General features: G+C 50.5%; 11 protein-coding genes. 8 read left to right on the plus strand and 3 right to left on the minus strand.

Going from position 1 to position 13,351, the window contains the following annotated elements:
- The first annotated feature begins 112 nt into the window (after positions 1-112).
- Positions 113-1,444 carry an MATE family efflux transporter gene (locus QOR60_RS05565; RefSeq protein ID WP_283582376.1) on the plus strand — a complete coding sequence of 444 codons (1,332 nt, stop codon included), beginning with the start codon at positions 113-115 and terminating at the stop codon, positions 1,442-1,444.
- Positions 1,445-1,618: 174 nt separating this feature from the next.
- Here the strand turns inward: QOR60_RS05565 and QOR60_RS05570 are convergent, their stop codons facing one another.
- From QOR60_RS05570 to QOR60_RS05580, 3 genes are all read right to left on the minus strand, one after another.
- Complete coding sequence (locus tag QOR60_RS05570; RefSeq protein ID WP_283582377.1) at positions 1,619-2,266, minus strand: hypothetical protein; 648 nt, start codon at positions 2,264-2,266, stop codon at positions 1,619-1,621.
- 536 nt (positions 2,267-2,802) lie between these two features.
- Entirely contained in the window at positions 2,803-3,234 is a 432-nt protein-coding gene (locus QOR60_RS05575; RefSeq protein WP_283582378.1) for an Hsp20/alpha crystallin family protein, read from the minus strand.
- A gap of 97 nt (positions 3,235-3,331) precedes the next feature.
- Positions 3,332-5,080, minus strand: coding sequence for an ABC1 kinase family protein (locus QOR60_RS05580; protein ID WP_283582379.1), 1,749 nt, complete (start codon positions 5,078-5,080; stop codon positions 3,332-3,334).
- Between the two features lie 118 nt (positions 5,081-5,198).
- Between QOR60_RS05580 and QOR60_RS05585 the strand changes: the two genes are divergently transcribed.
- From QOR60_RS05585 to QOR60_RS05615, 7 genes are all read left to right on the plus strand, one after another.
- On the plus strand, positions 5,199-8,021 hold the full coding sequence (locus QOR60_RS05585) for a sigma-54-dependent transcriptional regulator (RefSeq protein ID WP_283582380.1): 2,823 nt from the start codon (positions 5,199-5,201) through the stop codon (positions 8,019-8,021).
- Positions 8,022-8,213: 192 nt separating this feature from the next.
- Positions 8,214-8,705, plus strand: coding sequence for a PTS system mannose/fructose/N-acetylgalactosamine-transporter subunit IIB (locus QOR60_RS05590; RefSeq protein ID WP_283582381.1), 492 nt, complete (start codon positions 8,214-8,216; stop codon positions 8,703-8,705).
- Positions 8,706-8,774: 69 nt separating this feature from the next.
- Positions 8,775-9,782 (plus strand): PTS sugar transporter subunit IIB, encoded by a 1,008-nt coding sequence (locus QOR60_RS05595; protein ID WP_283582382.1) that lies wholly within the window; start codon positions 8,775-8,777, stop codon positions 9,780-9,782.
- Between the two features lie 72 nt (positions 9,783-9,854).
- Positions 9,855-10,661 (plus strand): PTS mannose/fructose/sorbose transporter subunit IIC, encoded by an 807-nt coding sequence (locus QOR60_RS05600; RefSeq protein WP_283582383.1) that lies wholly within the window; start codon positions 9,855-9,857, stop codon positions 10,659-10,661.
- Positions 10,662-10,680: 19 nt separating this feature from the next.
- Complete coding sequence (locus tag QOR60_RS05605) at positions 10,681-11,619, plus strand: PTS system mannose/fructose/sorbose family transporter subunit IID (protein ID WP_283582384.1); 939 nt, start codon at positions 10,681-10,683, stop codon at positions 11,617-11,619.
- A gap of 76 nt (positions 11,620-11,695) precedes the next feature.
- Entirely contained in the window at positions 11,696-12,076 is a 381-nt protein-coding gene (locus tag QOR60_RS05610; protein ID WP_283582385.1) for a DUF956 family protein, read from the plus strand.
- A 235-nt stretch (positions 12,077-12,311) separates the two neighbouring features.
- Positions 12,312-13,034, plus strand: a complete 723-nt coding sequence (locus QOR60_RS05615) for a hypothetical protein (protein WP_283582386.1) — start codon at positions 12,312-12,314, stop codon at positions 13,032-13,034.
- Positions 13,035-13,351: the final 317 nt, after the last annotated feature.

A 13,351-nucleotide genomic window follows, 5' to 3' on the forward strand; every position in this document is an offset into this window, starting at 1 on the left:
CCCGTTTCTTTTCCGTTAGCGTTTATATTTCCTGGGAAATAATCCTTACGCGTGCCGGCAATTTATGCTACGGTGGTTCGTAAACTAATAATGACGGAGTGATTTTACGGTTATGGATGAGTTATTTGCCCGGACGCCGGTACCGAAAGCGTACTTTAAGCTCGCTTTACCGGTGGTTTTAAGCATGGTTGTTAGCATGGCCTACAACTTAATTGATACCTTCTTTATTGCCCAGACCCACCAGCCAGCGATGGTGGCAGCGGTAACGGTTTGTACCCCACTTTTTTCGTTCATGCTAGCAATGGGGGATATGTTCGGCCTGGGCGGGGCGGCGCTCATCTCCCGTTACCTTGGTGAGGGGAAACGGGAAACGTGTACCCGCATTAGCAGCTTTTGTACGTTCGGAGCAGTTGCTTTGGGAGTAGTGGTTACGCTTGGAATGTTTGCCCTGGAGCATCCGCTGCTCCGGCTGTTAGGGGCAACGAGCGTAACGTGGGGGGAAGCCCGGCGGTTTTACCAAATTATGGCGCTTGGAGCGGTGATTATTATTTTCTCGCTGGTACCGACAAACTTGCTCCGGACGGAGGGGCTGGCTACCGAAGCAATGATTGGGTCGGTGGCTGGGACAATCGTAACCATTTGTTGCGATCCACTATTCATCTTTGGCTTCCATATGGGAGCGGCTGGGGCAGCCGTTGCCACGGTCCTGGGATACGTTGTAACCGACCTCTTGTACTTGTACTATGTGATTCGCCGTTGCCAGGTCATCACGGTTGATCCGCGCCAGCTGCGGGTCACCTGGCAGTGGGTGAAGGAAGTGATTGTGATTGGAATCCCAGCGTCCCTGACAAACCTCATGCAGAGTTTTGGGTTAATGGTGTTAAACGAATGCCTGGTTCCCTACGGAACAACTAAAATTGCGGCGGCCGGAATCGTGATGAAGATTGATATGATTGTTATTTTGATTCTGGTGGGCTTTGCCTTTGGTGCGCAGCCGCTGGTGGGATACAACTACGGGGCACGCAACCAGAAGCGGTTTACTGCCGTGGTTGGATTTGACCTGTTGGTTGAAGTGGGATACGCCACGATTGGAACGGTGGTCTTAATGGTGGCAGCTCCGTTCTTAATCCGGCTCTTTATGAATGACCCGGTGATTATTCGGACGGGGACGACGATGATGCGAATTTTCCTCCTGACAACGCCGTTTATTGGGGCGGTAATGGTTTTTACGACCGTTTTCCAGTCAGCGGGGAAGGCGGGAAGTGCGTTTATTATGGCAATTGCCCGCCAGGGACTTTTCTACGTCGCGGCTTTGGCCACCTTGATTCCGCTTGTCGGCTACCTGGGAGTGTTGTGGGCTCAGCCGGTGGCGGATGTGTTGACGGGGATTGTCGGCGGCTTGCTCTACTGGCGGGTTGTTCGGGCGTTTCGGCGGACTGAATGAGTCAGTTTCACGTGAAACAAAAAGAAGGTGTGATAAAACACTAAAATGGGTATCCTGCAAAAAATCGAACAAATTATAGAGAAGGTTTGGAGTGCCTTCTTATTCGAAATTAATATGCAGATATATTAAAAGAGGCTGATTTACGTTACAGCCTCTTTTAATATAATTATCAATCTATTTTTCAATTTTAATATACCATAAATACTTAACATACGCAATTAAACTTTCAATTACTAAGCACGCGAAATAGAAAGTAAATAACAAAATAAAATAAAGCGCAATTATATCGCTTAGGCCTACATAGGGGAAAGGGAAGTCTGAAGCGCTATAGAGTAATAAAATAAAGAAGAAATCAAAGAGTATCAGTATTAGAAACAAAAAAACACAATCTTTATTTGAATCCGAAAGATCCTTTTGCATCCAAGAGGTTGGTTCTTTAAATTCATTAGGGTCGATATGGCGATTGAATATGTACCATCCTATTGCGATAATTCCGATAATTATTCCTATCCACCAGTGAAATGAGCTTTTATACTGATTTAACCATTGCGTTAAAGCCGATTCTTTTGTCGCGATTGAATATTGATATGGTGTAATCCATGAAATTAATTCGTCCCAACAAAGTAGTAAAATAATGATTCCAAACAGAATAAAATTGTAAATAAATGCCTTCTTAGACGTTTTGGCTGATGCACTAAAATAAACAAACTTGTGTTCTAAAGTATCGTAGTAAATCAAAATAGATTGCTTTTTTTCTTGTTTTTGATCCTTTATTCGACCATATCTTAGAAAACGCATCATTTTAAAACTATTTAATTTCATTTAAATTTCTCCTTTTTCGCAATTCTAACACAAAAAAGGAGATGTAACAAAACACCAAAAACGAACCCGCTGTAAAGGTGGAGCTCCTTTTAAACGCTACTTAGTTATGAGTATAAATTAGGGCATAAAAAAGCTCCGTTTCCCATAATCTTACTGATGGTAACCGCGTGGAGGTTCAAATGGTTCTCCCCCGCATAAAGTAATTACTAGGAAACGCAGCTGATTAAGTTAATGAAAGGAATCTTAATTATCCCCACGTCCTTTTCTTAATTGATTCGCTCCGGAACGCATATCCGGTAATTCCGTAAATGGATGTCCGGGCACCCGTCGCTCCCCCTGAATAAGTAACATTGTTGGTTCAAGTGCGATCGGATAATCCCGCATCCTAGGTGGGAATCCACTGACTCCTTACATCCTCTTTATACCACCGTACGGTTATTTTTGCAAGCGCTATCATAAAAGAATCAGCGCTTTTTAACCGCAAAAAAAGGCTAGAACCTACTCCAGCCTTTAATGGTTAATAACGGAAATCACAGTTAGTCAATCTGAATCCGCTTTGTGTTTGAAATTTCTTCCGCTGTCTTTGGCAGGACAACTTTGAGGACGCCAGCTTCGTACTTGGCGCTAATCTTGTCCTGGTCAACGTTCGGGAACCGGTATGACCGGGTGAACCGGCCGTAACTCCGTTCGCTTGAAATGACGTTGCCGTTTGCATCGCTTTCGTCTGAGAACGAATCCCGCTTAGCTGAAATCGTTAATTGGTTGTTCTTAAAGTCAACGCTGATGTCCTTCTTATCAACGCCAGGAAGATCGACGACGACCTTGTAATCCTTGTCAGTTTCGGAAATGTCGGTCTTCATTTCTTCGTTGGTAGAGCCAAAGTTAAACAGTGACTGGCCGAAGTTGTTGAAGAGGTCATCCCGCCGCTGCATCAGATCATTTAACCGGTTGTTTAATTCGTTTGCCATAGTCAAAACTTCCTTTCGTGTGGTTTATCGGGAATTAACTTCCTTACACCTTTAGTATATCGCGCCAAATAGTAATTACAACCATTTAGCCTGCTGGTTATTTCCGGTGCCGCCACCGGTGGAACCACCGGCGGAGGTGGGCACCAGCCATGCCCCCGATGATGAGGAGGGCGATGACGTAGCCACACACCCCTAGCCGGGCAACGCCGGAGTGGGGACTGCCCGCTACCAGCAGGGAGGAACCAAGGATGATGGCGGCCAGGATGATGGTGATACTCAGTCGTGATGCGATTTGTTCTAGGCGATCAACCAAGCGTTCCTGCCCCTTATACTTAACGGTTAAGCGGGCTTGCCCCTGGTTAAACGTGGAAAGCGTCCGCGTTAACTGGGTGGGAAGCTGGGGCAGGGTATGCAGGGCTTGGAGAAGGGTAAGCATTCCTGCTTCCGTTTCCCGGCGAAGGTTAAAGTGACTCTTGAGGTATTCCTTAGCAAACGGCCGGGCGACGTCCATGAGGGAGAGGTGGGGGTCTAGCTGGGCAACGATTCCTTCAAGGGAGCCAAACGCCTTTACCAGGAGGGTAATTTCGGCGCGGACCTGGAGATTATTTTTCCGGCAGAGGGCAATGATGTTGTACAGCATTACCGGAAAGTCGATTTGCCCCAAACCGAGTGTGAGGTACGGGGCCAGGAAGGAGCCTAGTTCGCCGTAAAATTCTTCCTCGTCAACGGTTCCGGTACGGTTGCAGACGGCAAGAATGGCTTTCCCAATTTCGTGGGTGTCACCGGTCGTAAGGGCAATAATTACGTTGGCCATTCCGTCCACTAAATCAGGGGTGAGCGTTCCCATCATCCCAAAATCCAGGTAAACCAGCCGGTAATCGGGGAGGGGCGCCCCCTTTTGTATCGTAACGGTCGAATCCTCCGTTAGTCGCTGGGTAAGGGTTTGAGGCGCCACGGTGTGCCGGGTTTTATCCTTAGTGGTAACGCGGTAAAAGAGGATGTTTCCCGGGTGGGGATCGGCGTGAAAGAAGTTATCGTGAAAGACCTGCTTAATAAAGTTTTGGACGAGGACCTGGGCAACCTCCCGGCGTTCAGCCTGTTGCTGGGCAGCAAGTTGCGGGTCGGAACTCAGTGGTTCGGTGACGTAGTCCTTAATGCTTTTTCCGGGCATCGCCGTTGTAACGAGAATTTTTTGGGTCGAATACTCGGTGTACACCCGCGGAACCCGGATAACGCCATCGTTATTGTTCAGTTGGTAAAACCGGACGCCGTTTTTAATCTCAATGGCGGTGTTGATTTCGGTGGTCAGTGACGTCCGGATTTGGCTGAGAACTTCGGCCGGGTCAATCGCACCGATTTCGGGGGTTAACCGGAGCATGCGAACGGCAAGCTGGAAAAGAGCGAGGTCTGTCCGGACGAGCCGGCGAACGTTGGGGTGCTGCACCTTGACAACGACGGGGGTGCCGTCCTTGAGGGTGGCGTGGTGGGTTTGCCCGATTGAAGCGGAGGCAAACGGTTGGGGATCAAAGGAAGCGAAGACGGCAGCGATGGTTTTTCCTGTCTGGGCGGTAAACGTCTGCTGGACCGTCGAAAAATCGTCGGCGGGAACGTTATCCTGGAGCTTCCGGAATTCGGTAATGTAGGCGGGAGAAACAAGGTCCGGCCGGGTCGAAAGAATCTGGCCTGCCTTGATAAAGGTGGGGCCGAGTTCTTCAAGGGCTTTACGGACGGCCGCGGGGTTTTGCTGGTGAATAAAGTTGCGGGCAGCATCGTACTTCTTAAGAACCCGGATGATGGTAAAGAGGCGGGCGCGTTTTTCGTGGCGGGTAATGGGTGAGTTAGGCATAAGAATTCCTCCGTTCCGGATAGTTTACGGTCATTCTAGCATAGATTGGCAAGGGTTCCGTCCGGAAGGGCTGCCATGATATGATACACAATGGATACACTATGAGGAGGGATGGACCATGCCGACTAGAAGGGAACGGGTATGGCAGTACGTTACGGACCACCTGGGGGAATATCCGGATGGAATTACGACCACAACAATTGCGGCCGCCCTTGGAATTGCGCGGCCGAACGTTAGTAAGGAACTAAATGACCTGGTCCGAACGGGGAAGCTTGCCAAAACGCGAACCCGTCCTGTTCGGTACATGACCGCCGCCCAGGTGGCCCACCGGGCGGATCATCAGGACATTGTCCAGGTTCAGGATAACAATGAGGGGACAATCCTGACCCGCCACCGGAAGGGCCAGCGGAATCCACTTGGCGGGTTTGACCGGATGATCGGCCGGGATACAAGTTTGAAGAACCAGATTGAACAGGCTAAGGCCGCCCTGCTTTATCCCCCTCACGGATTAAACGTTTTACTAACCGGGCCGACGGGGGTGGGGAAAACGTTCTTTGCAACGGCGATGAACCAGTTTGCGGCTGCCAACCAGCTAATCACCACCCCGCAGCTGACCGTCCTTAACTGCGCCGACTACGCGCATACTCCGGAAGGTGTGATGCGCCGGCTGTTCGGGAGTGTTGACGGGCAGGAAGCGGGCCTTCTTCAAGCGGCTGACGGGGGGATGCTCCTGTTGAACGAAGCACACCGGCTTCCCCCGGCGGCCCAGGAAATGCTGTTTTATTTCATGGAACACGGGACCTACAGCCGAGTGGGGGAACAGCAGCGTGAGCAGCAGGCGGCCGTGCGGATTATTTGTGCAACGACCGAGTCGCCGGAAAGTACCCAATTACAGGAGTTTGTTCGTCGCATTCCGATTACCATTCAGATTCCAGGGTTTAACCAGCGGACGATGCGAGAACGACTTCAACTCCTTCAAACCCTGTTGACAATTGAAGCCAACCGGATTGACCGGAACATCCGGGTGGATGAGGACGTGGTAAAGGCGTTGATTGGGGGCATTTCGTTCGGGAACGTTGCCCAGTTAAAGTCGGCGGTTCAACTCGTATGCGCCCAGGCCTTCCTGGATGGAATGGACGAACAGGGGGATGAAATTGCCGTTACCTTTGACAAGCTTCCCCAGGAGATTCAGGCGGGGATGTCGCGGATTGCCAATGACCGCAACGCGTTAACCGAACTAACCAGACTTGTTGATGCGACCATGGTGGTGCACCCGGACGGGACAACGGGCGCTGAAAGCCAGGACTCCTACGAACTGCCGTATAACCTTTACGAAATTATTGGGCATAAGGCGGCCGTTCTTAAGGAGGAGGGGCTTGACCAGGAAGCGATTAATAACTTCATTAAGACGGACATTAACGTTCACATGAAGACGTATTACCGGGAAGCTGACTTAGAACAGCGGAATGACCGCTCTCTGCAGGATTTGGTTGACCAGGAATTTATTGACCTTACCAGGAAAATTAAGCAGCACCTCGAGCCGCAGGTTGATTATTCCCTGGGAAATAATTTTGTGTACGCGATGAGCTTACACCTGAGTTTGTTTGCTAAGCGGGTGCAGACGGGGAAATCACTGCGGACGGTTTCCTCCAACCTAATTGCAATGGTGAAGGAAAACCGTCAGGAACTTCAGCTTGCCCGGCAAGTCAAACAGCTTCTCGAAGAACACTTCCATTTCCCGGTTCCGCGGTCTGAAGTGTACTATTTAGCGGCCCTGTTGATTTCCCTAAAGGAGGATTCACGAACGGGAACCGTCGGGGTGGTGGTCGCTGCGCACGGAAGTAGTACGGCCAGTTCGATGGTTCAGGTGGTCCGGCAACTACTCGATGTAAACAACGTGGTCGCCTTTGATATGGGGCTTGATATGAGTCCGACAACCGCGTTTACGGGAATTACCCGGGCAGTGCAGCAGGTGGACCAGGGAAACGGGGTGCTCCTCTTAGTTGACATGGGCTCCCTCGCAACGTTTAGTCGGAAACTAACGACTGAAACGGGGATCGAAGTCCGGACCATTAACATGGTTACAACGGCGATGGTTCTGGAAGCAGCGCGGAAAACAGCACTTGTGGGGGCCGACTTGGACACAATCTACGGCGAGTTGCGGGAGTTTCACGGATACTTCCGGGGAAACGACGAGCCGGGCCAGCCGTTAATGAAGAAGATGCAGGCCGTCGTGGATGCAACGGATACCCGGCCGCGGGCGCTTTTGTCGATTTGTTCCAGTGGAGAGGGCACTGCCAAAAAGATTAAGCGGCTGCTGGAAGAACAGCTGGCTGCCCAGGGGGTGCAGGATGTCGACGTTCTGCCCGTCTCGGTGGTCGGCTTGCAGGATGAGCTGGCAACGATTACGACGAAGTACAACGTCCTCGGGGCAACTGGGGTAGTGAAGCCGTCGCTGGATCGGCCGTTCATTAGCCTGGAGGACCTTCTCCAGGGAGGCGCCGCGCAGTTTATTGCGCAGGTAACGCAGGATGACCACCAGCTTCCTGCCCAGCATACGGCCATTAACCAGTCGCCGAAGTTGACGATGGGCGTCTTGCAGGAGTACCTGACAAAGTACTTTACTTTCATTAACGCTGATAAACTAACGCCGGTCTTATGGGAATACTGCCAGCAGTATACCGCGCCGCTCGTGTTGGATAATACGCAGCGGATGAGCATCATTATGCACCTTGCAGGGGCGATTGAGCGTACGCTAACGGCCAGTCCCCTAACTATTGACCAGCCAACGTTGGCGACGTCCCAGAAAGACCAGTCCGCGATCTGGGACCAGGTCCACCGGGCAACGGCTTGGTTGGAGGAAAGGGTTAATGTCCGATTAGCCCCGGCGGAAGAGTACTACATTGTTCAGTTATTGGCCGAACAGTATCAACCGAAATAATACACAGTCTTGATACACAATCAAAATGTGTGTCAAGGCTTTTTTTATTTTATTTTGCCGGTAAGTACGGGATTTAGGACGATACACTTAGGGCGATACACTATTTTACGGAAAACGGGTGTATGATACTTTTTGGAAACCATTACAAAGGAGATTTAACGGGACGGGAAGCGATTACCAGTCCGCAAAGCAATGCAGGTTCAATTATTACGAATTGATAGCCGGTTACTTCACGGGCAGGTAACGACCAGCTGGGCAAAAGCGTTTCGGCTTGATCGGATTCTCGTGGTTGATGATGCGGCCGCCCACGACCCGCTTCGCCAGGTTCTGCTGCAACAGGCGGCGCCGGTTGGAATCCCTGTGAATGTTCTAACGGTTGACCAGGCTTGCCGGCTTGTTGATGATTCCCGCCTTGCTTCTACCAAGGTCATGATTATCACCGCAACGCCTGAAAGCGCCCGTCTTTTAATTGAAGCGGGGCTCGCCGTTGAGAGCGTTAATGTTGGCTCACTGAGTTTCAGTGCGGGCCGGCAGATGGTAACAAACGCCGTTGCCGTGGATGCAACTGATGTCGCGGCTTTTCGGTGGATGCATGCCCGGGGAATTCAGCTGGATTTGCGGCAGGTTGCGCGGGATTCGTCCCGGAATCTGTGGCGGATTTTAAGCGAGAAACACCTCGTTTAACGCCCCGTTTGTTTCCTTTGAGTGGCGCATGTGCCACGAGGTACATAATATTTTTAGGAGGTATTACACATGGTAGGAATTATCCTTGCCAGTCATGGTGGCTTTGCTGATGGCATCTTCCAGTCAGGTTCAATGATTTTTGGTGATCAGCAAAACGTTAAGGCCTGCACCCTCATGCCCAATGAAGGCCCTGACGACGTGCGCGCTAAAATGCAAGCCGCCATTAACTCATTTGACGATCCCGACCACGTCTTATTCTTAATCGACCTCTGGAGTGGAACGCCCTTTAACCAGGCCAACATTCTCCTGGGCGAAAACGAGGATAAGGATTGGGCAATCGTTACTGGTATGAACCTGCCAATGGTGATCGAGGCCTACACCGCCCGGATGACCATGCAGGATGCGTCCGCCAAGGAAATCGCCACGCACATCGTGGGGGTTGCTAAGGACGGCGTAAAGACCATGCCAGAAGATCTAATGCCAGCCGGCGCTGCTGACACTGCTCAACCTGAGCAACAACATGAACAGCCCACTGGTGCCATCCCTGAAGGCACCGTCCTTGGTGATGGCCACATTAAGATTGGGTTGGCCCGGATTGACTCCCGGCTCCTTCACGGGCAGGTGGCAACGGCGTGGTCCAAGTCGGTTAACCCGGACCGGATCATCGTTGTATCGGATAACGTTTCCCACGACGAGCTGCGGAAGACGATGATTCAGCAGGCTGCCCCAGCTGGGATTAAGGCCCACGTTATTCCGATTAAGAAGATGATTGAGGTCGCCAAGGACCCACGCTTCGGGAACACCAAGGCCCTGTTGCTGTTTGAAACGCCGGAAGATGCCCTTAAGGCAATCGAAGGCGGGGTCGACATCAAGACGTTAAACATCGGCTCCATGGCCCACTCCGAAGGAAAAGTCGCCGTCAACAAGGTGCTGTCCCTCAACATGGAGGACGTTAAGACCTACGACAAGCTGAAGGAAATGGGAATCCAGTTCGATGTCCGGAAGGTCCCTGGTGACAACCCAGAAGATATGATGAGCCTGGTCAACAAGGCCCGCGAAGAACTGGAAAAGAAGTAATCATGCTCAATTAGGGGGAGTATGACAGAGAAGCACTTATTTGATTTCATATTTTAAGGAGGAAAACAGATCATGACATTGATTGCGAAGATCCTGGTCCTGATTATCGCGTTCCTGGCCGGAATGGATGGGATTTTGGACCAATTCGAATTTTACCAACCAATCGTTGTATGTACGCTGATCGGACTGGTCACCGGGAACTTAACCGCTGGTTTGGTCCTCGGTGGAACGCTCCAGATGATGGTTCTTGGTTGGGCAAACATCGGGGCGGCCGTTGCGCCTGATATTGCGTTAGCATCCGTTGCTTCCACGATTATCCTGGTTCAGGGTGGTCAGGGAATCCACGGCGTGGGGACGGCCGTTGCGATTGCCGTTCCACTGGCCGTTGCCGGTTTATTCCTGAACATGATTGTGCGGACCATCTGTGTGGCTATTTCTCACTTGATGGATGCTGCGGCCAACGCCGGAAACTTCCGGATGATTGGTTTCTGGCAGTGGGTTGCAACCTGCCTGCAAGGGATCCGGATTTTAGTTCCAGCTGCCCTGTTACTGGTTATCCCGGTTAGCGGTGTGCGGGCTGCGCTTCACCTGATTCCGGGCTGGTTATCAGCCGGAATGACCATCGGTGGTGGCATGGTTGTGGCCGTTGGGTACGCCATGGTTATCAACATGATGGCCAACAAGGAAGTCTGGCCGTTCTTTATCCTTGGGTTTGTAATTGCCGTCTTCAGCAAGCTAACGCTGCTTGCCATCGGGTTAATTGGGTTAGCCTTGACGCTGATTTACCTGAACCTGGCTAACAACGGAAGCGGCAACGGTAACAACGGCGGGAGCGGTAACACTGGTGACCCGCTCGGCGATATCCTGGATGACTACTAGAATGGAGGATTGAGCAACGATGGCGGAAAATACATTTGCAACAGAAAGCCAAACAAAGTTATCAAAGGTTGACCGGCTAAAGGTTTGGTGGCGGTCAACGTTCCTGCAGGGTTCGTGGAACTACGAACGGATGCAGAACGGTGGGTACTGCTACGCCATGGTACCGGCCCTTAAGAAGTTATACACGAAGAAGGAAGACCAGGTCGCAGCCTTAAAGCGGCACATGGAATTCTTTAACACGACGCCGTTTATGGCTTCCCCAATTCTCGGGGTTAACCTGGCCCTAGAAGAAGAACGGGCTGCCGGTGGTCAGGTCGACGACGCCGCAATCAACGGGGTTAAGGTCGGAATGATGGGCCCGCTGGCCGGGGTTGGTGACCCAGTCTTCTGGTTCACGGTGCGGCCAATTGTTGGTTCCCTGTGTGCTGCCATGGCAATTGCGGGTAACGTCCTCGGACCAATCCTGTTCTTCCTGGTATGGAACCTCTTCCGGATGGCCTTCATGTGGTACACCCAGGAATTTGGTTACAAGGCTGGTTCTGCAATTACGAAGGACCTTTCGGGTGGGTTACTGCAAACCGTTACCCGGGGAGCATCCATCATGGGGATGTTCGTTATCGGGGCGTTAATCGAACGGTGGGTTAAGATTGACTTCAAGCCGGTCGTTTCCAAGACGCCACTGCAGAAGGGTGCTTACATTAACTGGGATTCCCTGCCAAAGGGGAGTCACGGGATCCAGAAGGCCCTTGAACTGTACAACAACGGTCAAGGACGGGCGCTTTCTTCGGTTAAGGTTACCACGATGCAAAACGTGTTAGACCAGTTAGTGCCGGGACTAGCAGCAATGCTGTTAACCCTACTGTGCATGTGGTTACTGAAGAAGAAGGTTTCACCGATCGTGATCATTCTGGCCCTGTTTGTTGTCGGGGTTGTTGGCCACGTAATCGGATTACTGTAATGGTAATGAACTAAGTTAATGCAGGGGGCGGACAGGAAGTTCACCCCCTGTATGTTACCTAGAAAGGAAGAAAAGAATGGTTCAGTCACTTAATACCAAGGTTGATCTAACGATGGAAGCAACTTCGTTTATGGGGTTGCCGACGTACGGGAAAATTATGATCGGCGACCGGGCGTTTGAATACTATAACGAAAAGAACCTGGATGATTTCATCCAGATTCCGTGGAAGGAAGTCGACGTGGTTGTGGCCCTCTTAATGTTTAAGGGGCGGTGGATTCCCCGGTTCACGATTCGAACGCGGAAGAGCGGGGCCTTTACGTTTGCGGCCCGGCACCCGCACGAAGCGCTCCGGGCAGTTCGAAAGTACGTCGGCGGTGACCGGATTGTTCGTTCATTGACCTTCTTCCAGGTAATTCGCCGGGGAATTAAGGCGAAGTTTACCCGCAAGAAAAAGTAATTAATAAAGATGAGATATAGAAAACGGGCGCGGAGAACGCTGAACTGTACTGGAAAGACGGTTTGTTGGAATCTCCTTCGCCCGTTTTCTTTTGTATAAGGTTATGTAACCGTGGGAGAATCATTGTTTGCCTCCTTGTGTTATCTGGTTTAGGGCGCGAAACGGAAAAACCATTATGTTTTCGGCATAATATCTGTTAGAATCGGGAGTATGAGATTAGAAGGGAGCGAGAGTGATGGCAGATAAGCCAGCAAAGGACGAGAAGAAAGACGTTGAATCATACGCAACCGAAGGAGAACAGGTAAAGCCAGGTTTTGGCCGGCGTGTATGGAATGGGATTAAAGGATACTTTTCATGGCTGTGGCAATCATTAAAGGCCCCGGCAACGGTTATTGATGGTCCCAAAGCGGCTGGGATTGTTAACATTATTGTTTTAGCGTTTCTTTACACGTTTACCTTAAATGAAACGATTGTTGTTGCGTTGCAGATGCGGGCCCGGATGGAGGGTGGAAAGGCGCCTCTTACAATTGGGTGGCAATTATTGGCGTTCTCGTTTGTGGCAATTATTGTCGGAATGCTTGTGACTTTCATCGGGGCATACCTTGTTAAGCGGTATGCTGTCGGAGTTCAAGAAGGTTTCCTAACGTACATTAACCGTGTTTTCCATTACAGTAACTGGATGATGGTGTTATCGCTGTTATTAGCAGTATGCTCTTTGGTAAGCCCGCAAATTTGCCAGTATATTACAATTGCTAGTTCGATTTTGTTAACGTTAGCTGTTTCGATCTTTACGGTGGGAATCATTGTTTCGATTGCGGAGAACAAGGATGATTCGCGGATGGATTGGATCTTTGCGACGATGATTGCGATGGTGATTTTTGTTGTGGTTTATGCCGTTCTTAACGGAATGGTTGGTGGGATTCTTCAAATGTTCCGTCAAATGATGATGCAGCAGTAGATTCCTTGAAAGAGGCTCATTGTTCGACCGTGAAGTTGGTAGCTTTTGGCTTGGGCTTTTCGGACTAAGGGGTTAACTTTGTGATATGGCAGGAGAGGACGTGACGTTCTGTTGCGGCCTCTTTTTTGCTGGTTAAAAGGTGTGCGAAAAATTATCAAGAAAGTCGGAAATTTCGCTTGACGTTAGTCGGAAATCTCGGTATTATATAAATCGTTGCCGTTGCGATATGCGGCAACGGGATAGATCTTTGAAAACTGAACACAGTATCGACGAATTAAATGTGTAGGGCTCTTTTGAGCAACATAATTTAACGAAGT

The organism is Ligilactobacillus hohenheimensis (genome assembly GCF_947381805.1).
Classification (GTDB): Bacteria; Bacillota; Bacilli; order Lactobacillales; family Lactobacillaceae; genus Ligilactobacillus; species Ligilactobacillus hohenheimensis.